Genomic DNA, 24,758 nt, shown 5'->3' on the forward strand with positions numbered 1-24,758 from the left:
ACCTAATCTTTTTTCTTACGACCGTATTTCTTGTTTTCTCTTTTAGCCTCCCAATAAGCACGAGTAATAGCTTCAAAAGCAGCATCTTTATCTTCGTCAGAAATTTCTCCACCTGCAAATAAAGAGCTTAGACCTTCTGTTAATGCTCTAGCTTTTTCTAATTCTCTTTTGCCACCCATGTTATAAACTCGATTTAAAAATTCGTCACTTTCTTCTAGAAGATAATTGTAATCACAGTCCATAACTTCAGCTATTTTTTTGTAAACCTCGACATCTCTTGGGTATCTTTCTCCGTCTTCATAATGTACAAGAGTTCTTGTACTTATTCCTATCATTTTTGCAAAGTCTGCTTGACTTAACTTTTCTTTTTCACGAAATTCCTTTAATCTATCCGCAAAAGCCATAATTTTAACCTCCTGTACTAATGTGCATTTATAACTTTTAATACGAACAATAGTGCTTGAATTATTTTTCGATTTGAGATATAATACAAACTGAACTTATATTCATATTATAGCACAAACATTCAAGTTTGTAAATAAGTTGTATTGGGGTGATTAGATTGAGAATAAGTAAAACTTTAAAGAATATAATGAACATGTATGCAGATAGCAACTTGAAATTTGAAGAAATTAGTTCAGCTGCAAAACTTATTTTAAGTTTATATAGACAAGTTACCTGGGCAGTAGATAGCAGGGCAAATTTTATGATGTTTGAGAGTAAAGAAAACTATGGGTCAACTTCAGAATCTGCTTACTTGTATCTTTCTACATTTGCTCCAGAAAGAGTTGAAGAAAAGTTCAATAATAGAGTTTCCAATGTAATGGATAGTAAGCTTATGCTTTTAATAATTTATGATGCCTGTGTTAGATTAAAAGTTTATCCAGAGTATGGAGAAATCTATCATAAGATTATTTATAACTACTACATTTCTGAAAAAAAGATTACTGATGAAGCTTGTATGAGAAGTGTATCTTTAGAGAGAACTGTTTATTACCAAAGAAAAAAGGAAGCAATTGCATTGGTTGGTGTAATAATTTGGGGATATACTTTACCGACTGCTATTAGCCAACTTAAAGACGGTCGCAGCATTGAAGAAATAATGAACATCTAGGAAATTAATTTATGACGAACTTATTGCGTACTATTTCCGGATGAAAAAAGTACCATATACGAATTTTATGTGTACTTAAGTGCATATATAATATCCATGATAGGTGATTTGCACCTAAATTTAATATTGGCATTTATTGACTGAAAGAATTTATTTTCTTTCGGTCTTTTTTTATGCCCAGGAGAATATATGCAAAGAATTAGAAGCCCTCCTTGTGTGAATTTCATTTTCAAACAAAAGAAATTCATGTCAACAAGGAGGAAAAATTAATGGACAAAGAATATTATTTATTTGTAGAAGGGAAGAAAGTAGTTGTTAGCAAAGAGGTATATCTTGCTTATCATAGTGAATTGAATAAAGAGAAATATCAAATGAGAAGAGACAGGTTAAATAACTGTTTCTTTTTTTGTTCCTATGATCATGATGGTAATTTTGAAGAAAATTTAGAAGATCTGGAATTTGATGTTGAAAAAATTATCGAAACAAAGGAAATGATTGAAGAAGTAAGAAGAGCTATTTCTAAACTCAACCCTGTTGAAAGGGATTTGATAGAAAGTCTTTTTTATAAAGAAGAAACAATTAGAGAAGTAGCTGCTAAACTGAATATTTCTCATCCAGCCGTTATTAAAAGGCGTAATAAAGTCTTAGAAAAACTAAAGGAAATGTTGGAAAACTTTTAGATGACAGTTGCCAAGAGGGTCTAATTTTCACTGTAACTTATACAGTGGGAATTGGACCTTTTTATATACCAAAATTTATTTTTGAAAATTGGTTACCAAGAAAGAATTCTTTTCACTGTTAAGTATAAGAGGGTAATTTTAAACAATTTTGTTTCATCAAGATAAGTATTTTCTGATGGTCAAATTTTAAAAAGATTAATAACTCTCGATAAATTTTGAACCTTAACAATTGAATAGACCAAGACAAGACGTTAATCATTTTTGGAGCGTAATAACCTATCCGCCAAGATCTTTCTGCTGAATAATTCGGCAAAACAAGTACTGCTAAGCTAAAAGCAAGGGAAGAAGAAAGGGAGCGATAAGTAAGAGTTTGAATATAGGGAGGGATACCCTATTCGCTATGAAGAAAATGAGGATAATGATACTTCTAAGGTTGAAGCCGGCTCATCCTGAACAGAGGCGGAGGTGAGATTCCTATGTTGCTAATCCAAGGCACTTGTCAATGTCAAAAAACTTAAATTTACATAGGAGGTTATTATGAAAGCAATAAAAGTTTATAGCATGAGAGTTGCTATGTTATGTAGACTTTATGATCTTAAATTAATTAATGATAAGGAATATACAAAAATAAAAAATAGATGTGGATAAGAGAAAGATTATAAAAAGAGAGATAGAAAGTAGTTAATCTTGTGATATAATAACACTGTAGAAAGATACAAAATGGGAAGGAGGTAAAATGAATACTAAAGTAAAATTAATAAAAGCTTCAAATACAGGAGCTAGAAATAGAAATGCACTACATTTAGATTTAAAACGAGTTGCAGCATATTGTCGAGTAAGTACAGATAGTAAAGACCAACTTGAATCATATAAATCGCAAGTTGATTATTACACAAATCTAATAAAAAATAATAAGAACTGGACTTTGGCTGGTATATATGCAGATGAAGCAACCACAGGAACAACTGCTAGTAAGAGAGCTGATTTCATGAGACTAATAAGCGATTGTCAAAATGGAGATATAGACATGATAATTACTAAATCTATATCGAGATTTGCTAGAAACACATTAGATACTTTGAAATATGTAAGACTATTAAAGGAAAATAATGTTGGTGTAGTATTTGAAGAAGAAAATATAGATACTTTGACAATGGATGGAGAGCTATTACTAACAATATTAAGTTCAGTAGCTCAACAAGAAGTAGAAAATACCTCAGCCCATGTAAAAAAAGGACTGAAAATGAAAATGGAAAAAGGGGAGCTTATTGGTTTTCAAGGTTGCCTTGGCTACGACTATGACCCTATAAAAAAAAGTATCTCTATAAATGAAGAGGAAGCCAAAATTGTTAGATACATCTTTAAAAGATATCTAGAGGGCAATGGTGGCTCAGTCATTGGTAGAGAACTAGAAGAGCAAGGATATCTCACCCCGAGAGGTAAAACAAAATGGTCTGATACTACAGTGTTAGGAATAATTAAGAATGAAAAGTATATTGGAGATATACTAATGGGAAAGACCTTCACAGTTGATCCCATAACAAAAAGAAGACTAGCAAACTTTGGTGAATCTGATAAATATCACATTGAAAATCATCACGAGCCAATTATATCAAAAGAAGATTTTGAAAAGGCACAAGAGATTAGACTCAGAAGAGCACAAAACAGAAACACTATTGCTAACAAGGATAGAAAAAGAGAAAAACTATCAAGGCAATACGCTTTTTCAAGTATGCTTGAATGTGGATTTTGTGGCGAAATACTGTCAAGAAGAACTTGGCACACAAGTTCAATTTACAAAAAAATTAACTGGCAATGTGTAAAATCAACAAAAAAAGGTAAAAAATATTGCCCTCATTCAAAAGGAATACAAGAAGCAGCAATAGAAAAAGCATTTGTTGAAAGCTATAGGCAATTATGCCATGCAGATTCAACAGTAATAGATGACTTTTTAAAAATTGTAGAAGAAGAAATAAATGATAATACTTTAGTCAAAGATTTGAAAAAGTTAGAAAACCAATTAAACAGAATCATTAGTCAAGAAAGAAAGTTAGTTGATCTTCATTTAGAAGATAGTATAGACGAAGAAGTTTATGCTAAAAAGTATAAAAAACTTACAAAACAAAAAGAAGAATTACTTGATGAAAAGAAAACACTAGAGCTAACTATCAAAGATGAAAACTCTATTAAAGAAAGACTAAAGCAATTTAAAAAGATCTTAGAAAACAAAGAAATAATAGAGGAATTTAACAGAACAGTATTTGAAAGTATAGTTGATAAAGTTGTGGTGGGCAGAATTGACAAAGACGGAACAGTCCACCCATATGACTTAATATTCTATTTCAAAACAGGAGTTAAAGATAGTCAAGATTCTAATAACTTTAAAGATAAAAGAAAAAATGCCAAAGACAATGACATTGATAAATTGTGTTCCTACAAGAATGACGAGGATAAAAAATTATGTTCCCAATCAAAAGACAACGCATGTGGAGACGGTAGCTCTGTTGTCCAAACTAAATACAGAACATCATTTAGATATAGAAATAGGGGAAGATGAATTATCTGAAATTGACTTTTCAAAAGACGCAACTTATGGAGAAATTAAAAAGTATGTGTTAGATAAATACGGACTAAAAGTTTCAAGCCTATATATTGCACAAATAAAAAGGAAACATGGTCTAATAGAGAGAGAAAATTATAATTTTAGTAAGAAAGAAAATCAAAGAGTGCCAAATTGCCCAGAAGAAAAAGAAAAAGCAATCGAAGATGCTTTAGAGCATTTTGGAATGATTTAAATAATATCTAAGATTGAAAATTTTAAAATTAAGACTTAAAAACTTTAAGATTAAAAAGATATGTACTTCTTATATAACCTAAAAAGATTAATTGAAAATCAGGGGAACGATGATGGTAAAATAAAAAATTTTAACAACTAAAGAAGAATTAGGCATTATTGCCAAAGAGGTTTTTATGAAGTTAAAAATACTGAAAAAGACTTGTTAGAATTGAAAATTTTAGATCATTGTGCAGGATTTCGTGTCATAATAGTGATAGAGGCAAATAGTTATGTAAATATAAAGAGTTCAAGACTTCTACCAAAGTTTAAAACTCAAAAAATAAATAGTTGGTGTGCTGCTTAGAGTAACCATTTTGATAATGTGGATGCGAAACAAAAAGAGATAATCAGACTTCGTAAAAAATTGAAACAGGTTGAAATGGAGAATGATATTTTAAAGCAAGCTGCACTACTGTTAGGCAAAAAATAGACCTCATTATCTCGAACCGAGATAAATATAGCATTAGTGCAATGTGTAGACTACTTGGGGTCACAAGAAGTTTAGTCTATTATCATTTGAACAAAGAAAAAGATGTGAAATTAGATGAAGATGAAAAACTAATAGAAGAAATAAAAGAAATATTAAGAAGAAGTAGAAACAACTATGGAACACGCAAAATAAAAAAAACTAGGGAAAATTGGATATAAAATATCGAGAAGAAAAATAGGCCGAATAATGAAGAAAAATGGCCTAGTCTCAAACTATACAGTAGCACAATATAAAGTAATAAGATCCAAATACAACGAAGAAGACATCCCTAACCTTTTAAATAGATAATTTGACAATAGAGACTATTTAGAAGTAATAGTAAGCGACCTAACATATGTAAGAGTAGGAAAAACATGGAATTATATATGTTTAATAATAGACTTAAACAGCCGTGAAATAATAGGATACTCATCAGGTAAAAACAAAGATGCAAATCTAGTAGCAGAAGCATTTTACTCAATAAGGCAGCCACTAAATCGTATAAAAATATTTCACACAGACAGAGGAAGAGAATTTAAAAATATAAAAATAGAAGAAATATTAAAGGTATTTGGGATAAAAAGATCGCTAAGTAAAAAAGGAAGCCCATATGATAACGCAGTAAGCGAAGCAGTCAATAAAGTAATGAAGACAGAATTCATATATCAGGAGAACTTTACTAATTTCCAAGAACTTAATCTAAAATTAGCAGAATACGTATATTGGTATAATAACCTAAGAATTCATGGATCTTTAGGATATAAAACACCAGTAGAATATAGAAAAGCAGAATAAAAAGCTCTGGAAGTTTCATAAATTAAATAAAATATATGAACAGACTGTCAAGGGCAAATTTCAACGAAATTTGGGCGAAGCCTTTACCCTTGATTGTCTGAGAATATATTTTATAATCTAAAGAAACTTTCAAGCTTGATAATGTTCGGTTATAAATTGTCTAAAAAAGGGTTGCCATTCCATGTATTTGGGTTCATTAGAAGAATGCCGAGCAATGGGTAACATGACGCTGATGTGTTTATACACAAAAAAGCTACACGTGCGTTGGCTGACAACAGGGAGCTAAGTAAATTAACACCAGCTAAAATGTTTGACGCTATTAATAAATGACAAGTATATGAAATTGGTTTTACCTAGTTTAAAAAAGAAATTATAATGAAAATATGGAGGCTAAGAATATGAAGATTAATAATGAATGTTGTTGTGGATGCAAAACAGAAAAGCCGGATCAAATTAAAGACAATTGTCCTGTATGTAATAATGAAGGGATTTCCGTTAGTAAAGTAACTGTTGAACATCTAGTGGTAGATGATTATCGTAATGCTGTTAACGGAGATCAATATAAGATTTGCATGAACGAGGACTGCGACGTTGTTTACTATAACTTAGATAATGAAATAAAATTCTTGAAAGACCAAGTTAGAGTTCCTATCTGGTTTAAGAAAGATGCAGATCCTAAGTATGCTTGTTATTGTAGCGAAGTCACAGAAAATCAGGTAATTGAAGCAGTTGTAAAGCATGGCGCGAAATCCGTAAAAGAAGTAAATGCCATCACTGGGGCAATGAAAAATTCTAATTGTAAAGAAAACAATCCGTTGGGAGTTTGTTGTCATAAGATTATTCAGGAAGCTATCGATAAAGGCTTGAAAATGAAATAATTACAGTCGATATGTTCCTACAAACGAGAGCCAATCTTTGATATGTTTCCATCTACGAGCGTGGATATGTTCCCCATAACCATAGGGGTTGAGACGGTAGCACTTTTGTCCAAAAAATAAGAATTATAAATTAAAAAAAGAAAACAAGTGATTTAACAAAACTCATATTTCAATAAGTGTGATAATGAGAAGTAAGTAATTTTAAGGAAGAAAAGCTAAGGAGGAAAAGCTATGGAAAGAAATATTAGAGTTACTGGAAAAGGCAAACTTTCCGTTAAACCGGATACCATTTGTCTGGCCATCGAGGCTGAAGATGGGTATTTAGATTATGAAAAAACCATCAAAGAATCTGCTAATCAGACAAAAATACTAAGGAAAGCATTAGAAAAATCAGGGCTTTCAGGCAAGGATCTCAAAACCAAACATTTTTCTATTCAAGCTGCATATGAAAGTTATCGAGACGAGAATGATGATTACAAGAGTAGATTTGTTGGTTATAAATTTAAGCATAATACTGAAATCAGATTTCCCAATGATAACGACCAGTTAGGACGCACACTGTATGAACTCTCCAAATGTTCAGTTGATGTGGAATTTAGGATATATTACACGGTTTCAAATCTAGAAGAGGTAAAAAATGAGCTTCTTAAGAAAGCCGTTGAAGATTCCAAAAGGAAAGCAGAAATTTTAGCAAAGTCTGCTGGCGTAAATCTAGGAGAGATTAAACGCATTGATTATTCATGGGGAGAACTAGAAATTTTTTCACACCCTATTGATGATTTTATGGCTAGACCTATGTTATCAGAATTCAAAGCGTCTTATGATATCGATATTGAAGCAGATGATATTGATGTTGACGACACAGTAACCATCGAATGGGAACTCCTATAAATACGACCATAACTTTAGAAGGTTATAAGGAATTAGAACTTTAGAAATGGGATGAAAAAGTTAGTGATAAGAGAAAAAAGTAAAAATACCAATGGGAATCTCAAAAAAAAAAGAATTTGACATTGATCTTATGAATATAGTTTTTGAAGCACTAGACTTTAAGTATAAAATGAATAATAGTAACCAAGGTTAGAAAATGTGTCAGAAAATATAGTTTTTATGGATATGCTTCTATTAAGTAGTCGATTATAAAGCGTAGTATTGATGTCAAGAAAATATAATGATAGTTTATAAGACTGTTAAAATAGGTGGCTTTTAGGGTTTTAAAAGAAATCTTAAAAGCTATTTTTTTGAAAAATACTTTGCTGGAATTTTTTAGATCTTCATATAAATTTTTGATATCTCACGAAATAAGACTTGACAAGAAAAACAGCTAGTAATATAATAAATACATCAAAAGAAATTGATGTGAGAGATTTTTATGAATAGAGATTTAGAAAAAACTGCAAATATATTTAAAGCCTTTTCAGTGGCGATTCGTCTAGAGATATTAGATTTATTAAAAAATGGGGAACAATGTGCCTGTGTTTTACTAGAAAAACTAGATTTAACACAATCAGGCTTGTCCTACCATATGAAAATATTGATAGAGTCAGGAATTGTTACAGCAAGAAAAGATGGCAAGTGGGTTTACTACACTATATCTGAACAAGGAAGAGAAAAAATAATAGAGATGTTTATAGAAGCTACAACAAGAAATTAGTTACCTTTAGGGGTAACTAAAAAAATACTCTTCATATCAAAAAAACTTGATGTATTAAAAAATTTAATTTAAAAAATTGAAGAAAGGGTGTAAAAAATGAAAAGAATGTCAATTTATGAACCAGCTATGTGTTGTGATACAGGTGTTTGTGGAGTTAATGTAGATCCTGAACTCGTACGTATTTCAAGAGTAATTAACATCTTGAAGAAAAATGGTATCACTATTGAAAGATACAATTTATCAAGTGAACCAATGGCATTTGTCAATAATGACGTGGTAAAAGAGGCTTTGGATAAAAATGGAACTGATAGGCTGCCATTAATCCTTGTGGACGACGAGATAGTCATAGAAGGCAGATATCCAAAAAATAAAGAAATAATGGAACTTTTACAAATCTCTAAAGATTATTTAAAAAATAGTGAGCAAGATCAAGGATGCTGTGGAGGTAACAGCTCTTGTTGCTAAGGGGGATTTATTATGAAAGAATTTAATATTGAAGATATTAAACTAACTAAATATCTATTTTTCACAGGTAAGGGTGGTGTTGGTAAAACATCTACAGCTTGTGCAACAGCAGTTAATTTAGCAGATGAAGGAAAGAAAGTACTACTTATTAGTACAGACCCTGCTTCAAATCTGCAAGATGTTTTTGAAACAGAATTAGACGGTAATGCAAAACCAATTAAAGGAGTAGATAATCTAGAAGTAATCAACCTAGATCCATTGGAAGCGGCACATAACTATAAAGAAAGTGTAGTAGGACCTTTTAGGGGCAAGATGCCTGATTCTGTTATTGAGAATATGGAAGAGCAGCTATCTGGATCTTGTACAGTTGAGATTGCTGCCTTTAATGAGTTTTCTAACTTCATTACAAATTCTGAGCTAAATTCTAACTATGACCATATTATATTTGATACAGCACCTACAGGTCATACCCTTAGAATGTTACAGCTTCCTTCTGCTTGGACTGATTTTATAAGTGAAAGTACACATGGAGCATCTTGTTTAGGACAGTTATCAGGATTAGAGGCTAAAAAAGAAACCTATAAACAGGCAGTTGAAAATTTAGCAGATGAGAATTTAACAACCCTAGTATTAGTTACAAGGCCTGATAAAACACCACTTAATGAGGTAGCCAGAGCATCAAAGGAGTTATCTGAGCTTGGAATAAAAAATCAAATATTAGTGATTAACGGTGTTTTAGAAAACTATGATGATGACTTATCTGAAAGTATATTTAAAAAACAAAAGTTAGCCCTTGAAAATATGCCAGATATGTTACATGACTTTGATACCTATACAATTGCCTTAAGATCATATAACATTACTGGAATTGACTCTATAAGAAATCTTCTTAAGAAAGATCAAATAAATGAACAAAAAGTTGAAGTAAAAGGCAAACTCTTTAATTTAGATGATGTTGTTAATGATCTTGTAAGAAACAATAGAAAAGTAATCTTTACTATGGGCAAAGGCGGTGTAGGAAAGACTACTATTGCATCTTCTATTGCCCTCAAGCTAAGCAAACTTGGTAAAAAGGTACACCTAGCTACAACAGATCCCGCTGACCATATAAAATATATGATAGATAGTTCAAGTGGAATATCTATGAGTCATATTGATGAAAAAGAAGAATTAAAAAAATATCAAGATGAAGTACTTGAAAATGCAAGAAAAACAATGAGTGATGATGATGTAGCTTATATTGAAGAAGATTTAAGATCACCATGTACACAGGAAATAGCTGTATTTAGAGCTTTTGCAGAGCTAGTGGAAAAAGCAGACGATGAAATAGTAGTTATCGATACTGCTCCTACAGGTCATACCTTGTTACTCTTAGACTCAACTTTAAGATATCATAAAGAAGTTGAAAGAACACAAGGACAGATACCTGAATCTGTAAAAAACTTGTTACCTAGATTAAGAGGAGAGGAAACAGAAGTTTTAATCGTTAGCTTGGCAGAGGCTACTCCATATTATGAGGCATATCGCTTGGAAGAAGATCTAAAAAGGGCATCAATTCATACCAATTGGTGGATTGTTAATTCATCCCTTTACAAAGCAAATCCAAGTAACAAGATGTTATCTGCCAAAGCAAATGAAGAAGTTAAGTGGATTAACAAGATATTAGATCATACTTCAGGAAAACTAGCTGTCGTTGAATGGACAAAAGAAGACCTTCGTGGTGATAAACTTTATCAGATATAGGAGAAAAAATGGAGAAAACTAAAGTTGCCTTTGTCTGTGTTCACAATTCATGCAGAAGTCAAATCGCTGAAGCACTGACAAAAAAATTCGCTGGAGATTCTATAGAGGTATATTCTGCAGGGACAGAATTGAAGAATCAAATCAATCAGGATGCAGTAAGGCTTGTTAAAGAAATCTATGGAATTGATATGGAAGAGACTCAAAAGCCAAAACTTCTAGATGATATTCCTGAAGTTGATTACCTAATTACAATGGGATGTAATGTCGTTTGTCCAATTCTGCCTTACACTGTTAAAAAGCTGATTGGGGCCTTGAAGATCCTAGTGGAAAAAGTGATGAAGAGTTTATAAAAACCATTAAGGAGATTGAAAGTAAGGTTCATAAATTAATTGAGGAAGTTGAGGCAAATTAAGAATGAAGAAAACAAATGATATTGGTTTTTTTGAGAAAAACCTGACTTTTTGGGTGTTAATTTGTATGGTAATAGGCATACTTATTGGAAACTATTTTCCTTCTATTCCAGATTGGTTAGGAAAATTTGAGTTCTACAACGTGTCTATACCAACAACAATTTTACTTTGGATAATGATTTATCCAATGATGTTGAAAATTGATTTTAAGAGTATAAAAGACATAGGAAAAAATCCTAAGGGTCTATTTATTACATGGTTTGTAAATTGGATCATTAAGCCACTCACTATGTATTTAATCGCGTCCTTATTTTTCTTTATTGTTTATAAAGGATTTATTAATAAGGAATTGGCATCAGAATATTTAGCAGGAGCGGTTTTACTGGGAGCTGCACCATGTACAGCAATGGTATTTGTATGGAGCAAGTTAACAAGAGGAGATAGTGCCTATACCTTAGTACAGGTAGCTAGTAACGACTTAATTATTTTGCTTGCATATATACCAATTGTGAGCTTCTTATTAAAGGTTGGAAATGTAAATATTCCATGGGAAACACTTTTATTGTCCATTGTATTATTTATTGTCGTTCCTCTTGTTTTAAGCGTGATAACTAGAAGTATAATAATTAAAAATAAAGGCGAGGACTACCTAAATAATACTTTTATCCCTGCATTTGATAAATACACTATGGTGGGATTATTGTTGACCCTGATTATAATATTTTCATTTCAAGGACAGAAGATATTGGATCAGCCACTAAATATTATCCTTATTGCAATTCCTTTGATAATTCAAACATTGTTTATATTTGCAATAACATTTTTTATGGCATATTTAGCAAAGCTACCATATTCAATTGCAGCTCCATGTGCCATGATTGGTGCATCAAACTTTTTTGAGTTGTCCGTTGCAGTTGCTATATCCCTATTTGGGCTATCATCAGGAGCTACCTTAGCAACTGTAGTAGGTGTTTTGGTAGAAGTTCCCGTTATGTTAGCCTTAGTAAATATTGCTAATTCTATGGAAAATAAATTTAATCGCTGAATATAAGTTAAAACTGCTAACAACAATTAAGTAGTGTTAATTTATAAAATGCTAGATAAGATATATGTCCTAAATGTCCTAGGATGTCCAACTATAATCAGCAAGAAATATATATAAGCCTTGGAGGGAAAACTTCAGGGCTTTTCTTATATCCATTAGGAGCTAGAAAGATTTCAAAAAAAACCAAAGCGACCTTGATCTTATCAAAGATGCACAACCTAACAGATGTTAGGCTTTGTACAGAACACAAAAAAGAAGAGAACAAACGCTAGTTAATTATTTTAAATAGAATATGCAAGTCGAGAGACCAAGTCAAAGGCGGGGAGAGAATTTCTTCTTGGGCTTTTTTGTTTGAGAGAAGATCAGTTTTAAGAAATGTCGATGAATTTACAGCATTACAAAGGCTATGTCATATATTTTTTATTAGCTACTAGCATTATTCCTAAAACTCATATATTTTATTCCGATAATCTTGACATTGTTCCGATGGAATAATATTATAAATTATAAAAGGAGGCAGAGTATGTTTACGAACGTAAGGGAAATTGCAAAAAAATGGGGCATATCAGAAAGAAGAGTTAGAATTTTATGCAGTGAAGGAAGAATTCCCAATGCTTATAAAGAAGGCAAGATATGGAAAATTCCATCTAATGCAAGAAAGCCTATAGATGAAAGACTTACAAAGCCTAAAACTCTTTTGCCAATGATTGATGAAAAGTTAAAAAAACTAAGTAGCCTAAGACCTCTTACAGAGGGAGAAGTTGCAAGGCTAACAGAAGATTTCATGATTGAATACACCTACAATACCAATGCTATTGAAGGAAACACCCTTACTTTAAGAGAAACAGATATGGTCCTTAGAGGGCTTACTATTGATAAGAAACCATTAAAAGATCATATAGAAGCAGTTTCTCATAAAGAAGCCTTTTATTTTGTTGTAGATTTGGTCAAAGAAAATAGAGAATTGACAGAAAGTTTAATAAAGCAAATTCACTATCTTGTATTGGGAGACAAAAAAGAAGATAGGGGAGTCTATAGAAAAGTTCCTGTCCGTATAGTAGGTGCAAGTCATGAACCTGTACAACCATATTTAATTGAGCCTAAAATGGAAGAGCTTCTAATAAATTACAAAAAATCAAGTGACCATATCATAAGAAAACTTGCAAAATTTCATATAGAATTCGAGGGAATCCATCCATTTATTGATGGAAATGGAAGAACTGGCAGACTTTTAGTCAACCTCGAACTTATGAAGGCAGGCATTCCACCTATAGATATAAAATTTACAGACAGAATAAAATATTATAATGCCTTTGATGAATATCATGTAAAAAATAACTTAAATGAAATGGAAAGCCTGTTTGCCTCTTATGTCAATGAAAGACTAGATGAGTATTTAGGAATACTTGAAATAAAATAAATTGGATTTATTAGCCTTTTAAACATTTTTCTAAATTTTAAAGACGCTAGTAAAACATTTTAAATAGAATATTCATGTCGAGAGACCTAGCCAAAGTCTGGGAGAGAATTTCTTCTTGGGCTTTTTTGTTTTTAAAAAAGAAAAAAAGATAATCTAGTCTAATATAGCTTTATAGAAAAATCTACTAAAAACAGTTTTGGCCCTTGATAGGGCAATAAGGTGGAGGAATGATACAAGTAAATCTGTTTATGATCACAGGGGACTTCTAGTAATATAAACTTAAATTCATCATCAAATGTCAAAAGAATTTGACGTTAGGAGCTTATAATATAAATATTTTAAATTTATATTAATTAGATAGCAAAACCCAAAAGCTAACCGTAAACCCAAGGCGTAAATTCTCCAAGTAAATGATGAAAGTATTGGAACCTATCCTGCCATATGTCAAGGGGCACACAAGGGTTGTGATAGGGGCTGCATATCAGACCTTACTCGATTGAAAAATTAAATTTAATTCGGGTATATATAAAATAATAATTTATGGACCTACAGAAAAGTTATAAAAATAACTATTATTGAAAACAACTAAGAGGGGTGGAAGTCCTCTTGAAACAATAGGAGGCTTTATGGAAACTTGTAAGCTGTGCAAGGCTAATGGTAGATGTTTATCAAAGATTAAGCTTTTTGAAGAGCTAGGAATAGATCAAACAAAAATTATTTATCTCTCTGCAGTCCACAAGGATTATAATCGAGGGGCAAGTATTTTTTTTGATGGAGATCCTATTGATAAAATAATTGTTCTTAGATATGGAAAAATAAAAATTTCTAATTATGACGAAGAAGGAAGGGAAAATATTAAGAAAATCTATGCTGAAGGAGATATTATAGGTGATGATTCTATATTTATAGACAAATATTTTGAGTCAAATGGTATAGCTATAGAGAAAACTGGAATTTGTCAAATTGACAAGTCTGTGTTGAGAAGCATTTTAGTTAAAGACCATGATTTTTCCTTAAATATGATAAAATCATTAAGCGAAAAAGTTTATGAGACTGAAAAATTGTTGGAAATTCTATCAATAAGAGATGCCTATACAAGACTGGCTGCTTTTTTGGCTTACAGGGCTAGAATAATAAAAGACGACACTATAAATCTTAATCAAGAAACAATAGGTCAAACAATAAATATGTCTAGAGAAACTGTATCTAGAAAGTTATCTCAGTTGGAAGAAGATGGCTATATTGAAAATCAAGCATATAAAAAAATAAAGATAAAAAACCTTCCTGGTCTAATTAACTTAAGTATTTTTTAAAATGTGTGACATAGGACACGGAAAAGAATTCTTTCCTTGGATAAAATAGGATTAAGAAAATTAGAGGAGGCGAAAAATGATAAATATTAACACTAAGATTGAAGATATTGTAAAACTTGATAACGCCATAATGGAATTTTTTAATAGGGAAAGGATTGACTTTTGTTGTAATGGCCACATGACAATTGAAGAAGTTGCTGGCGAGAAAAATATCAGGCCCCAGGATCTTCTTGAAAAAATAGAAAAAAATTTTAACCCTTCTTATTCTAAAGAAGCACAAGGCATAGAATTAGAAAAATTTAAGGACCTTAGTCTAAAAGAAATGGTAGCGTCTCTAATTGTAGACCATCACAATAAGGAGAGAGATTTATTATTTGAAATAGATCCTCTATTAAATAAAATTCTATCTGTCCACTATAAGCATCATGGTAAAGAATTAATGAAACTTCATTCACTGTTTGCTAATCTAAAAAAAGATTTAGAAGAACATTTTATTACGGAAGAGGAAGTGACCTTTCCTCTAATGCTTGAAAATGAAAACCCAAGTCCAGAAATAATAAAAAAAGTTGAAGATTTAGAAGTAGACCACGAAAGAGCTGGATCTTTAATAAAGGAAATGATAGATTTAACATCTTGGTTTAAAGTGCCAGAAGATGGATGTAATACTTATAGGTACACCTTTAACTTGTTAGAGAAATTAGTAAAGGATATCTTTGTCCATATCTTCAAAGAAAACTCTATTATGTTTGCGAAGTATATAGAAAGTGAGGAAAAATAATGAAAAAGCAAATTAAAAATAATGTTTATTGGGTAGGAAAAATTGATTGGGAACTTCAGGAATTTCATGGGACAGAATACTCTGTTCATAACGGATCTAGTCAAAATGCCTATTTGATTATGGAGGAAAAGACGGTATTAATAGATACTGTATGGACTCCTCACAAGGAAGAGTTTGTAAAGAATTTAAAAAGTGAAATCGACCTAGATAAAATTGACTATATAGTTATAAATCATGGAGAGCCTGATCATTCAGGTTCCTTGTTAGAAATTATGGAAGAAATTCCAAATACTCCAATTTTCTGTACTGCCAATGGTAAAAAATCTCTTATTGGCCAATACCACCATCCAGAATGGGACTACAGGGTTGTAAAAACCGGAGACTCTATAGACATAGGAAATGGCAAGCAATTGGTGTTTGTAGAAATGAAAATGCTCCATTGGCCGGACTCAATGGCAACTTATATGACAGGAGATAACATTTTATTTTCTAACGATGCCTTTGGCCAACACTATGCATTAAGTGAATTATTCAACGACAAAGCAGATCCAACTATTCTTTGGAATGAAGCTATGAAGTATTATGCCAATATATTAACTCCTTTCTCATCTTTTGCAAAAAAGAAAATTGAAGAAATTGTAGCTATGAACTTGCCAATAGATATTATAGCAACAAGTCACGGTAGTATTTGGAGAGAAAATGCTCTTGAGATAGTTAATAAATATGCTGAATGGGCAGATGCCTATAAAGAAGATCAAGTAACTATAATTTATGACTCTATGTGGGGAGCAACTAAGAAAATCGCCCATAAAATTGCAGATGATATAAGAGAGCTTTCTCCATCAACTAGGACAAAAGTTTTGTCTGTAGCTGAAATGGATAGAAACGATATTATGACAGAAGTGTTTAAATCCAAGGCCATAGCAGTAGGCTCACCTACAGTTGGAAACTCTACAATCACTACTATGTCAGGTTGGCTACACTTTCTTCAAGAATTAAAATTCAAAGATAAAGTAGCAGGAGTTTTTGGATCCTATGGCTGGTCTGGAGAAGGGAACAAGGTATTGAAAACAGAACTTGAAAAAGCAGGCTTTAAAGTTATAGACGAAGAGCTAAAGGCCTCTTGGATGCCAGATGATGAATTTTTAAAGGAAACTAAAAAATTCACTAAGGCCTTACTTGCTGCATCAACTTGTGCTGATAAACAATAAGAAAGGCGTAGAGCCGTTAAAGATAACCTCTATAATTTAAAACTAATCCAAAAACCTGAGTTAGATATACTAACCTAGTTAAAAAAAGAAAGACTATATACTAAATAGTGTCAATGAATATTTCTACCAGCACTACTTTGTATAGAAGCAAAATTTAAAAGGCCTTTAGATTTGAATCTTATAATCTAAAGGCCTTTTTTATGAAAATTTTTATTCCAAAAATAAGAATCTTACATTCTCTTCATTATCCTATAATAAAATCTCAAGGTGTTTTTCCATTCTTCTAGTCTAATTTTTTCATCTTCGCCGTGAATTAGGCCTCTTTCTTCCTTGGTCATTTCCATGGCTGAGAAGCGGTAAACCCTGTCTGAAAATTTTGAATAGTACCTGCTGTCTGATGCGGCGATCATTAGATAGGGACTTACTATTGCATCTTCCCAGGTTTCGTTTATAGATTTTTCTAAAAGTTTGTAGCCATCAACATCGGTTTTAGAATAATTGCTAGCTCCTTCATAAAATGGAACTTCTAGGTCTAAGTTTTCGATTTTTGAAACTTTTTTAATGTGATTTAAAATATCATCTTTTGAATCTTCTTTTAGGCAGCGAATGTTTATTCCTGCTTCAACTGAAGGTGGCATTACATTTATTTGTTTTGAGCCTTCTAAGGTAGTAAAGGCAAAGCTAGTTCTCATAAGGGCATTAAGCTCGCCACCTAGTTTTTTTCCTGCAAGATTTAAAATCGGCTTAAATATTTTTAAATTTGCAAGGACTATTCGAATTGGAAAAGACGCATACCTGCCTACCTTGTCAATAAGTTTTACAAATGGCGGGTTTAGGTGGACGGGCATTGGATTGTTTTCTATGTTCACAAGCCCCTTAGATAATTTTCCTATTAGAGACTTTGCTGGTGGTTGGGAAGCGTGGCCTCCTTTGCCGCCAACTTTTAGCTTCAAATCCATTACTCCCTTTTCTCCAATACCAATTACTGCAATGCGGTTATCAGTTCCAGGAAAAATATTTTCAACAACTGCTCCACCTTCGTCTAGGACAAATTTAATCTCATGATTTTTTCCGTGAATTTTTTGAGCCATAAGGTCAGCGCTAGGACCATGAGGTTCTTCTTCGCCAGAAAAGGCCAGATAAATATCATCTTCAGGAACAAAACCTTCTTCTAAAAGTTTTTCAGCAGTTTCTAAAACAGCTACAAAGGTTCCCTTAGTATCTAAAGTTCCACGACCAAATAAATATCCATCCTTAATTTCACCTGAAAAAGGATCAAAGGTCCATTTAGCTTCATCAACTGGAACTACATCATAGTGGGCCATAAAAACACTTGGATTTGTTTCTCTTTGTCCCTTCCAGTGGAAAAGAAAACCTCTGCGACCTACTTTTTCAAAAGTAGTTTTTTCAAAAACTCTAGGATAAAGCTCCTTTATAGTAGCAAGCATTTTATCAAAGACCTCTTCATCTTCGCCAACTCCATCAGTGTGGGAAACTGTTGGAATTTTAATTATTTCAGAAAAATTGGAGATGGCCTGGTCAAAGTCCAAGTCCACTTCAGTTTTTTCTATAGGCTCTCTTTTTTCAGGGACAAACTTATATGCTCGATAGACTAAAAAGCCTATAAAGAGCAGAATAGCTATTAATAAAAATTTCCAAAACATAAAATCACCTTAAATTAATCCTTTCTTGTACAAAATTCGAGAAACGAGTATAGTAAAGCAAGCACCTACTGGAACCATTAAACTTACAGCAGAAGCTAGAGAAGGAATAAAAACAAAAAGTAAAATCATTAGCAGGCAGGGAGCAATTGCGATTTTGTAGTTTTTAGAAAAGAAAACTACAGCCAGACCACCAAAAAGGGCTGGCAGAATATTGTCAAAGGCAGGCTTTAGACTTGGAGATTCTAAAAGCGGCCTAATCCTAGTAAGCAAAAGCATACCTAAAAAAATTATTATTATAGTGACAATAGAAGATAGGGCAATGGCCATAGTAGAAACAACTTCGCCTTCTTCAGATTGGGCGTCTACCTTCATAGCTTCCATAGCATTAATAGCAGCAGGCACCTTTAAGCTAGTTACATTTCCAGTAACAAAACCAAGATAGCTGCCAGCAGTTCCAAGCATTGGCGCAAAAGTAAAAACTTCAATAACAGCAACTGTCCAAAAAATAGGAATAATTCCTAAAAGCCCTTTAATAAAAGGTCCAAAACTTGGCCAGGCCTTATAGAAAAAAGAAAATAAAAGAGGATAGGAAATAAACAAAAGCATGGCTATAGAATTAGTAACTTTGCCATAAAAATGTACCTTGTCCTTGTAGTCTTTCATTTTAAACACCTCCCATAAGATGAGTAATTGGAATTGATAAAAGCATAGAAGATATCATACTAATAGGCAGGGCATAATTTTCAAGCCAAGCCTGGTTTTTAAATTTAATAAAATATCCACAAACTAGCATAATAAGAGAACTAACTAACATAACCACAACAGGAATAAATCCAACCATTCCCAAATGAACATCAGAAAAAATCATGCCCAAGAAGGCTGAGATCATACCTAAAAAGAGAGAATCCATAAAAATATCTCCCCACTTTTGGTCAGTTCCCTTAATTTTAATTAACCCTGACTCAATTTTTTTTAGCCAAAAAGTAATAATAAAGATTCCTGCCATAATTCCTAAAGTCATAACCCAGGCAATAGTAGAATAAACCACTGGATCAGTAATAGTTTCATTAAGACTAACTCCCATAGCACTGGCAGCAGTTGTAGCAGCAGGTAGCTCGTAAGTAAGAGCCCCAACTACAGAAAGCCTTAGCCAAGGCAGAGGCAGTCCTAAAAACTTAGAAAGAGAAATTAGGCCTATGAGAATTGAAATCGCAGGAGCAATAGTAAAAATTCCCGTTCCGATGAGAACAGACCTAAGCTTTTTCATATCCATATTAAGCTCTTTTGCCCTTCTATAGGCAATAAGAAAAAAGAGAACAGATTGGCCTAGCACAAATAAGATGACAAGGCCTGCTAGAACAAATAAGACTTTATCATTGACATCAAACATAAAAACAACCCCTTTCTTAAGAATATTTTACCATAAAACAAAAAATGATAGAAATTTTTTCTTAGCTAAAAAACTTAAGTTTGAGAGTTTTTTATATTAAATATTACCTAGCCTAATTCTTGAGCTTTCTTACTAAAATACATATATCTTAGCAAATAATTACTCTACATTTGTTCTTCCAGCCAGGTTTTTAAAACAAGGGCATGGTTATATTTTTCATCTTTTGCTCCATAAAGCAGGGTTACTCTTTGGTCCTTTATTTTTTCTAGGCAAAGGTCTTTAAAATTTTCTGCTGCAGGGTTGTCTGTCAATTCCTCCCTATAAGCCTTTTTAAAGCTGACGTATTTTTTAGGATCATGGGCGAAGAATTTTCTAAGATCTGTTGATGGAGCAATATCCTTGGCCCATAAATCAATTTTAGCATCTTCTTTTTTTATACCTCGTGGCCACAGCCTATCTACAAGAATACGAAAGCCGTCTGCTTGATTAGCTGGTTCATAAATTCTCTTGCATTGCAGTTCATACATATTTTAATATCCTCCTTAAGATAAATTATTTTTTTAAAAGCTATTTCGTTGTTAAAACAACATACATCTTTCTTTAATTGTAGGATAATCTAAATAGAAAATCAACAAAGACAAAATTTTTTATTATACAAGGAGCTGATAAGATGAAAGAAAAAATAGGCCAAGTTTTTTCTATAGCAAAAGATAATCCACCCCTTAAAGGCTGTACTGTATCAAAAGAAATTCACAGCGGAGAAAATTCAATTAGCTATTTTTCTCTGGCCAAGGATACAGACATTAGCCCAGAGATTTATCCCTCCTACAAACTAATAATTCCCCTAAGTGGATCTTTAGAAGTTTATGGAAGTGATGGATTTTTAAAAAACTTGGATCTTGGAGAAAGTATTTTAACAGCTATTAAGAAGCCAGTTGGCTTTAAAAGTAAGGAAGACAGTGTATATATAGAAGTAAATTTAAGAAAGGAGACGAAAATGAACGAAATAATTAAAGCAGGAGAAGTTTTTAAACTAAAAGATCTTATTTCCTATGGAGAAGACAGAATTGTAAACATGGACCTGATGTCCAATGACAAGATGAAATTTGTCCTTATGGCCTTTGATAAGGGGACAGGACTTTCTGAACACGCCGCCCCAGGCTCTGCCCTTATACTTGCCTTAGACGGCGAGGCAATAATTGGCTATGAGGGCAAAGACCATCTAATTCGTGCAGGAGAAAATTTTCACTTTGCCAAAGGTGGCCTTCACTCAATAAAGGCTACAGAAAACTTTAAGATGGCACTGATTTTAACATTAGAATAAAAGAAAGAGAGGCTTATGATAATGAAATATAGAGTAAATGACGGCTGTATAGGATGCGGACTTTGTGCTGACACCTGTCCCCAAGTATTTTCTATGACAGATGAAGGTACAGCAAAGGCCATTGAAACAGAAGTAGCTGAAGCAGATAAAGCTGCAGCAGCAGAAGCCAAAGACCTTTGTCCAGTTTCAGTTATAGAAGAAATATAAATATTAGTTTTGAACCAGAGTTAGAAATCCTAGCCCTGGTTTTTTTAATGAAAATATAAAGCTCTCTAGCCTCTTTAAACTTTATAGCTTACAATAAAAATAGAAAAATAAAAAAATTTTTGTAGGGTTTTCCCACTTTCATACGATATATATATGAAGGGATAAAATCTCAGGGAGATAAAATGTTATTTCTATACCTATCAAGCCTTGAAAGAGAAGAAGAAAAAATAAAGCTAGAGGCAGTTTATGAAGAGTACATAGACTACTTTATTAGCTACTCAATGACATTTGTAAAAGACCTTTCCAAAGCCGAAGAAGCAGTTCACGAGGCTTTCCTTTATGTGCTTGAAAAAAAGAGGTCCTATCTAAAAATTGAAGAGGAAGAATTTATAAAGATAATGCTTACAATAATAAGAGGAAAATCTATAGACCAACTAAGAAGAGAAAGTAGGTTTGTAGATGCAAGTATAGAAGAAGTAGAAAAACATACAGTTTTAAAAAATCCAATAGAAGACCAGTACGAAGAAAGAGAGACCATAGAACTTTTAAAAAAATATCTAAAGACCCTGGACCAAATATCCTACCAAATCCTAATCTTTAGATACAAGGACAAGATGACCTATAGAGAAATTGGAGCCCTATTAAATATGCAAACAAAGACAGTAGAAATGAGACTCTACAGGGCCAAGGAAAAAATTAGAAATAAAATGAAGGAGGAGGGAATAATTTATGAATAAAATAAAAGAAGAAAACTTCGATAGCTTACTAGAAAAAGCCCTAGAAGAAAACTTTAAAGAAGAACTTGCAAGTGTAAAAGTAGAAAAATTCCCCTTATCAAAATCCTTTCAAAATAAGATGATAAGCTTAATAAAAAAAGAAGATAAGAGAAAGAGAAATCTCCTAAAAAAAGTTGCCATCTACCTATTAATATTTGCAGGAGCGACCAGCCTTTTAGTTAATAACAACCAAGGAGCCAAGGCAGCCTTCCAAAGCCTTTGGGACTGGGCCAATGAATATAGAAAAATAACCTGGCTAGACGACCATATTGCCATAGATGTAAAGAGAAAAGACGAGGATAATATTAGAGTAGAGTTTAAACAAGAGTTTATACCTGATGGATATAAGGTGGAAAAAACATTTGACTCTGAGTATATGAAATCGTATGACATTTATAATAGAAGTAATAAAAAGGCAACTCTAAATCTAAATTCAACTAAAGGAACAGGATCTATTGGAATAGATAATGAGCACAACACTTTCCGATATGAGAAAAAAGGAGAATTGGAGTTTTTAATAATAGAAGATATAGATCAAGGTGATAAAAATATGGTCGTCAGCGAATACAAAGGCTATAGATATACATTTTCTAGTTTTGAAATGCCTGCAGATGAGTTAGTAGACTTAGCAGAAAAAATATTTGAAAAAATGGAAAAATCTTTTAATGAGGATAATGTTAGATTAGAATTTAAAGAAGAGTTTATACCTGATAGATATAAGGTTACTGAGTTTGAAGATTTAAATAAAGTTAAAGCAATTGAGTTAATTAATAGAAAAAATACTTTATTCTATATAACACTTACATCTACAGAATTAACAGGAAGTATTGGATTAGACAATGAACATATAAAGTATGAAAGAAAAACAATTAACAACAGAGATTATTTAATAGGCATAGGAGAAAATGATAGATTTGGTAACTTAGCGATTACTGAATATAAAGGATACTATTATGAATTCCATAGTTATGTATCTAACATAGATGAAATTTTAGATCTAGCAGAAAAAATATTTGAAAAAATGGAAAAATCTTTGTAGGGTTTTTGCTAGTTCAAACGATATATAAGTGAGAGGTAAAAATTTAAATTAGGAGGAAATAAGAAGATGAAAAAGCATTTAAAGTATTGGATTTTACTATTGATATTGGTGTATCCAGGTTTGGTTTATAAAACCCTACTTTATCCAATTTTAGACACCAACTTATTGATGTTTACAGAAATGGTAATAGTATTTTCATTTACTGGCGTTCTTGCCCTATATCTTTTGTATAAAGATTTAGACAAAGAAGATTAAAATTTTAAGCAGGTTTTTACCTGCTTTTTATACATAGGACTTTAATTATTTAAAAAATTTCACTTTTGAAAGGACGGTATTATTATGAATTTTAATTTTACAATAAAGAAAATAAGGAGAAATATTCCTATTATTTTTCTTATAAGCAGTATTTGTCTAATACTAATATCTTGTAAGTCAGCCGACCAGGCTCCAGTTGAGAAAGATAATAGACAATATATTTCTATTACAGAAACACATAAAAACGAAGAGGGACAATTGATAGTTTCCCTCTTCACATTTTTTACTGAAAATAATGAGGTGGAAAAAGCGATAGATTTTCCATTTACAGCACAATACTCTTTAGGTGCATGTGATTTAGCAGATAATATAGCTTATTTATCAAAAGATGTAAATAATACGGGAGATCAAATTTTTTCTTATAACTTGGAAACAAAAGAAGAAGAGCAAATCACCGATAATTTATTTGCAGTAAATTATATTATTCCTACTAAGGATAAGGTGTTTTTTGCTGCCTGCAAATTAGGCCAGGCAAATGTTTGTTTAGGAGCCTATGATAAAAATACCAAGGAAATAAAATACTGGGGCGATGATGGAGATACAAACATTGAAAACATCTGCGTAGATGAAGAGACTGCAAGTATTTATATTAGCACATATTCAGAAAAAGAGGATAGATATAATTTGCAACATCAGACAAGTGACGACTTTGTAATTCCTGATCACTCTATATGGAAAATAAGCTTTGACTTTGAAGACGAGACAAAGTTATTTACGATACCTGAAAAGTGGGCCCGTATGTTACTTATAAACGATTCAAAACTATTAGTTATTTACGACCACAAATACAACGACTCTGCAACTCCATCTGAATGTATTTATTATGATCTAGAAGAAAACAAGAAGCTAGACTTTGACCTTCCGCCTTATAGAATAGAAAAGGGCAACGCTTCATTTTCTGAAGATGGCAAGTCCTTATACGTCCTTTCAGAGTTAGAAAATGATGAAAATAGAAAACTCTATAAGTACAACCTAGAAGATAAATCCTATGAATTATTATTTGAACCGACAGAAAATGGCTTTATTAATAACTACCAATTGATAGGGCACTAGATAATAGAAGATCAAAAATAGATTATGAAAAATAGAACGAAAATTTCAAGCAGGTCTTGTACCTGCTTTTAATAACTGCTAATATAAAAGTAAAGATCGTTCAAGTTATTGCAAGGAAAAAACCAAGTGGATATTTGCAAGATAATTAATTGAAAATAAAGGGAGCTTATAGAAATCTA

25 protein-coding genes and 2 pseudogenes are annotated in these 24,758 nt (G+C 32.1%); 22 read left to right on the plus strand and 5 right to left on the minus strand.

The genetic code is table 11. From position 1 onward, the window contains the following. Window positions 1-2: 2 nt before the first annotated feature. Window positions 3-404, minus strand: a complete 402-nt coding sequence (locus BN2667_RS00365) for a helix-turn-helix domain-containing protein (protein WP_004026815.1) — start codon at window positions 402-404, stop codon at window positions 3-5. Window positions 405-562: 158 nt separating this feature from the next. Between BN2667_RS00365 and BN2667_RS00370 the strand changes: the two genes are divergently transcribed. From BN2667_RS00370 to BN2667_RS00450, 16 genes and pseudogenes are all read left to right on the plus strand, one after another. After that, the gene (locus tag BN2667_RS00370; RefSeq protein ID WP_242848700.1) at window positions 563-1,114 is read left to right on the plus strand and encodes a hypothetical protein; all 552 of its coding nucleotides are present in this window, start codon (window positions 563-565) and stop codon (window positions 1,112-1,114) included. A gap of 269 nt (window positions 1,115-1,383) precedes the next feature. Next, window positions 1,384-1,794 (plus strand): sigma-70 family RNA polymerase sigma factor, encoded by a 411-nt coding sequence (locus tag BN2667_RS00375; RefSeq protein ID WP_054251370.1) that lies wholly within the window; start codon window positions 1,384-1,386, stop codon window positions 1,792-1,794. Window positions 1,795-2,530: 736 nt separating this feature from the next. After that, window positions 2,531-4,351 carry a recombinase family protein gene (locus tag BN2667_RS00380; RefSeq protein WP_054251371.1) on the plus strand — a complete coding sequence of 607 codons (1,821 nt, stop codon included), beginning with the start codon at window positions 2,531-2,533 and terminating at the stop codon, window positions 4,349-4,351. Next, window positions 4,299-4,589, plus strand: coding sequence for a hypothetical protein (locus BN2667_RS00385; RefSeq protein ID WP_002846220.1), 291 nt, complete (start codon window positions 4,299-4,301; stop codon window positions 4,587-4,589). Before BN2667_RS00380 ends, BN2667_RS00385 begins: the two co-directional genes overlap by 53 nt. A gap of 357 nt (window positions 4,590-4,946) precedes the next feature. Then, window positions 4,947-5,894 (plus strand): annotated as a pseudogene (locus BN2667_RS09495) (IS3 family transposase); the annotation flags it as partial. A 383-nt stretch (window positions 5,895-6,277) separates the two neighbouring features. Beyond that, entirely contained in the window at window positions 6,278-6,772 is a 495-nt protein-coding gene (locus BN2667_RS00400; RefSeq protein WP_002846217.1) for a Csac_0668 family 2Fe-2S cluster-binding (seleno)protein, read from the plus strand. Between the two features lie 231 nt (window positions 6,773-7,003). Further along, a complete protein-coding gene (locus BN2667_RS00405) occupies window positions 7,004-7,663 on the plus strand; it encodes an SIMPL domain-containing protein (protein ID WP_054251372.1) in 660 nt (219 codons plus the stop codon). Window positions 7,664-8,144: 481 nt separating this feature from the next. After that, a complete protein-coding gene (locus BN2667_RS00410) occupies window positions 8,145-8,426 on the plus strand; it encodes an ArsR/SmtB family transcription factor (protein ID WP_054251373.1) in 282 nt (93 codons plus the stop codon). 96 nt (window positions 8,427-8,522) lie between these two features. Next, on the plus strand, window positions 8,523-8,891 hold the full coding sequence (arsD, locus tag BN2667_RS00415) for an arsenite efflux transporter metallochaperone ArsD (protein WP_054251374.1): 369 nt from the start codon (window positions 8,523-8,525) through the stop codon (window positions 8,889-8,891). Between the two features lie 12 nt (window positions 8,892-8,903). Beyond that, window positions 8,904-10,634: an arsenical pump-driving ATPase gene (gene arsA, locus BN2667_RS00420; RefSeq protein ID WP_054251375.1), complete on the plus strand. Its 1,731-nt coding sequence runs from the start codon at window positions 8,904-8,906 to the stop codon at window positions 10,632-10,634. 8 nt (window positions 10,635-10,642) lie between these two features. Beyond that, a pseudogene (locus BN2667_RS00425) lies at window positions 10,643-11,046 on the plus strand (arsenate reductase ArsC). A 2-nt stretch (window positions 11,047-11,048) separates the two neighbouring features. Then, window positions 11,049-12,089, plus strand: a complete 1,041-nt coding sequence (gene arsB, locus BN2667_RS00430) for an ACR3 family arsenite efflux transporter (RefSeq protein WP_054251376.1) — start codon at window positions 11,049-11,051, stop codon at window positions 12,087-12,089. Window positions 12,090-12,612: 523 nt separating this feature from the next. Continuing rightward, a complete protein-coding gene (locus BN2667_RS00435) occupies window positions 12,613-13,509 on the plus strand; it encodes a DNA-binding protein (RefSeq protein ID WP_054251377.1) in 897 nt (298 codons plus the stop codon). A gap of 626 nt (window positions 13,510-14,135) precedes the next feature. After that, window positions 14,136-14,822: a Crp/Fnr family transcriptional regulator gene (locus tag BN2667_RS00440; RefSeq protein ID WP_054251378.1), complete on the plus strand. Its 687-nt coding sequence runs from the start codon at window positions 14,136-14,138 to the stop codon at window positions 14,820-14,822. Window positions 14,823-14,898: 76 nt separating this feature from the next. Beyond that, a complete protein-coding gene (locus tag BN2667_RS00445) occupies window positions 14,899-15,600 on the plus strand; it encodes a DUF542 domain-containing protein (protein ID WP_054251379.1) in 702 nt (233 codons plus the stop codon). After that, window positions 15,600-16,811 carry an oxygen-binding di-iron domain-containing protein gene (locus BN2667_RS00450; protein WP_054251380.1) on the plus strand — a complete coding sequence of 404 codons (1,212 nt, stop codon included), beginning with the start codon at window positions 15,600-15,602 and terminating at the stop codon, window positions 16,809-16,811. Before BN2667_RS00445 ends, BN2667_RS00450 begins: the two co-directional genes overlap by 1 nt. 230 nt (window positions 16,812-17,041) lie before the next feature. On the opposite strand, the gene BN2667_RS00455 is transcribed toward BN2667_RS00450, so the two are convergent. The 4 genes from BN2667_RS00455 to BN2667_RS00470 all read right to left on the minus strand — a co-directional run bounded on the left by BN2667_RS00455 (window position 17,042) and on the right by BN2667_RS00470 (window position 20,392). Next, window positions 17,042-18,475: a M20/M25/M40 family metallo-hydrolase gene (locus BN2667_RS00455; RefSeq protein WP_054251381.1), complete on the minus strand. Its 1,434-nt coding sequence runs from the start codon at window positions 18,473-18,475 to the stop codon at window positions 17,042-17,044. Window positions 18,476-18,484: 9 nt separating this feature from the next. Beyond that, entirely contained in the window at window positions 18,485-19,138 is a 654-nt protein-coding gene (locus BN2667_RS00460) for a hypothetical protein (protein ID WP_054251382.1), read from the minus strand. A gap of 1 nt (window position 19,139) precedes the next feature. Further along, window positions 19,140-19,865, minus strand: a complete 726-nt coding sequence (locus BN2667_RS00465) for a DUF5058 family protein (protein ID WP_054251383.1) — start codon at window positions 19,863-19,865, stop codon at window positions 19,140-19,142. A 164-nt stretch (window positions 19,866-20,029) separates the two neighbouring features. Continuing rightward, window positions 20,030-20,392, minus strand: a complete 363-nt coding sequence (locus BN2667_RS00470; RefSeq protein ID WP_054251384.1) for a DUF488 domain-containing protein — start codon at window positions 20,390-20,392, stop codon at window positions 20,030-20,032. Between the two features lie 143 nt (window positions 20,393-20,535). Here BN2667_RS00470 and BN2667_RS00475 point away from each other — a divergent pair, with 143 nt between their 5' ends. From BN2667_RS00475 to BN2667_RS00500, 6 genes are all read left to right on the plus strand, one after another. Further along, a complete protein-coding gene (locus BN2667_RS00475; protein WP_054251385.1) occupies window positions 20,536-21,189 on the plus strand; it encodes a cupin domain-containing protein in 654 nt (217 codons plus the stop codon). A 15-nt stretch (window positions 21,190-21,204) separates the two neighbouring features. Further along, a complete protein-coding gene (locus BN2667_RS00480) occupies window positions 21,205-21,396 on the plus strand; it encodes a ferredoxin (protein ID WP_411913846.1) in 192 nt (63 codons plus the stop codon). A gap of 182 nt (window positions 21,397-21,578) precedes the next feature. Next, window positions 21,579-22,133 carry an RNA polymerase sigma factor gene (locus tag BN2667_RS00485; RefSeq protein ID WP_054251386.1) on the plus strand — a complete coding sequence of 185 codons (555 nt, stop codon included), beginning with the start codon at window positions 21,579-21,581 and terminating at the stop codon, window positions 22,131-22,133. Continuing rightward, window positions 22,126-23,211 (plus strand): DUF4367 domain-containing protein, encoded by a 1,086-nt coding sequence (locus BN2667_RS00490; protein ID WP_054251387.1) that lies wholly within the window; start codon window positions 22,126-22,128, stop codon window positions 23,209-23,211. Before BN2667_RS00485 ends, BN2667_RS00490 begins: the two co-directional genes overlap by 8 nt. Before the next feature lie 66 nt (window positions 23,212-23,277). Further along, a complete protein-coding gene (locus tag BN2667_RS00495; protein ID WP_054251388.1) occupies window positions 23,278-23,466 on the plus strand; it encodes a hypothetical protein in 189 nt (62 codons plus the stop codon). An 84-nt stretch (window positions 23,467-23,550) separates the two neighbouring features. Beyond that, entirely contained in the window at window positions 23,551-24,579 is a 1,029-nt protein-coding gene (locus BN2667_RS00500; protein WP_054251389.1) for a hypothetical protein, read from the plus strand. Window positions 24,580-24,758 lie beyond the last annotated feature (179 nt).

The sequence above is a fragment of the Neofamilia massiliensis genome, assembly GCF_001299475.1.
Lineage (GTDB): Bacteria > Bacillota > Clostridia > Tissierellales > Peptoniphilaceae > Neofamilia > Neofamilia massiliensis.

What these genes read in the sequence shown, in the direction of transcription:
- BN2667_RS00365 (WP_004026815.1), bottom strand. Translation starts at nt 404, where the DNA reads ATGGCTTTTGCGGATAGATTAAAGGAATTTCGTGAAAAAGAAAAGTTA.
- BN2667_RS00375 (WP_054251370.1), top strand. Translation starts at nt 1,384, where the DNA reads ATGGACAAAGAATATTATTTATTTGTAGAAGGGAAGAAAGTAGTTGTT.
- BN2667_RS00380 (WP_054251371.1), top strand. Translation starts at nt 2,531, where the DNA reads ATGAATACTAAAGTAAAATTAATAAAAGCTTCAAATACAGGAGCTAGA.
- BN2667_RS00400 (WP_002846217.1), top strand. Translation starts at nt 6,278, where the DNA reads ATGGAGGCTAAGAATATGAAGATTAATAATGAATGTTGTTGTGGATGC.
- BN2667_RS00405 (WP_054251372.1), top strand. Translation starts at nt 7,004, where the DNA reads ATGGAAAGAAATATTAGAGTTACTGGAAAAGGCAAACTTTCCGTTAAA.
- BN2667_RS00410 (WP_054251373.1), top strand. Translation starts at nt 8,145, where the DNA reads ATGAATAGAGATTTAGAAAAAACTGCAAATATATTTAAAGCCTTTTCA.
- arsD (WP_054251374.1), top strand. Translation starts at nt 8,523, where the DNA reads ATGAAAAGAATGTCAATTTATGAACCAGCTATGTGTTGTGATACAGGT.
- arsA (WP_054251375.1), top strand. Translation starts at nt 8,904, where the DNA reads ATGAAAGAATTTAATATTGAAGATATTAAACTAACTAAATATCTATTT.
- arsB (WP_054251376.1), top strand. Translation starts at nt 11,049, where the DNA reads ATGAAGAAAACAAATGATATTGGTTTTTTTGAGAAAAACCTGACTTTT.
- BN2667_RS00435 (WP_054251377.1), top strand. Translation starts at nt 12,613, where the DNA reads ATGTTTACGAACGTAAGGGAAATTGCAAAAAAATGGGGCATATCAGAA.
- BN2667_RS00440 (WP_054251378.1), top strand. Translation starts at nt 14,136, where the DNA reads ATGGAAACTTGTAAGCTGTGCAAGGCTAATGGTAGATGTTTATCAAAG.
- BN2667_RS00445 (WP_054251379.1), top strand. Translation starts at nt 14,899, where the DNA reads ATGATAAATATTAACACTAAGATTGAAGATATTGTAAAACTTGATAAC.
- BN2667_RS00450 (WP_054251380.1), top strand. Translation starts at nt 15,600, where the DNA reads ATGAAAAAGCAAATTAAAAATAATGTTTATTGGGTAGGAAAAATTGAT.
- BN2667_RS00455 (WP_054251381.1), bottom strand. Translation starts at nt 18,475, where the DNA reads ATGTTTTGGAAATTTTTATTAATAGCTATTCTGCTCTTTATAGGCTTT.
- BN2667_RS00460 (WP_054251382.1), bottom strand. Translation starts at nt 19,138, where the DNA reads ATGAAAGACTACAAGGACAAGGTACATTTTTATGGCAAAGTTACTAAT.
- BN2667_RS00465 (WP_054251383.1), bottom strand. Translation starts at nt 19,865, where the DNA reads ATGTTTGATGTCAATGATAAAGTCTTATTTGTTCTAGCAGGCCTTGTC.
- BN2667_RS00470 (WP_054251384.1), bottom strand. Translation starts at nt 20,392, where the DNA reads ATGTATGAACTGCAATGCAAGAGAATTTATGAACCAGCTAATCAAGCA.
- BN2667_RS00475 (WP_054251385.1), top strand. Translation starts at nt 20,536, where the DNA reads ATGAAAGAAAAAATAGGCCAAGTTTTTTCTATAGCAAAAGATAATCCA.
- BN2667_RS00480 (WP_411913846.1), top strand. Translation starts at nt 21,205, where the DNA reads ATGATAATGAAATATAGAGTAAATGACGGCTGTATAGGATGCGGACTT.
- BN2667_RS00485 (WP_054251386.1), top strand. Translation starts at nt 21,579, where the DNA reads ATGTTATTTCTATACCTATCAAGCCTTGAAAGAGAAGAAGAAAAAATA.
- BN2667_RS00490 (WP_054251387.1), top strand. Translation starts at nt 22,126, where the DNA reads ATGAATAAAATAAAAGAAGAAAACTTCGATAGCTTACTAGAAAAAGCC.
- BN2667_RS00495 (WP_054251388.1), top strand. Translation starts at nt 23,278, where the DNA reads ATGAAAAAGCATTTAAAGTATTGGATTTTACTATTGATATTGGTGTAT.
- BN2667_RS00500 (WP_054251389.1), top strand. Translation starts at nt 23,551, where the DNA reads ATGAATTTTAATTTTACAATAAAGAAAATAAGGAGAAATATTCCTATT.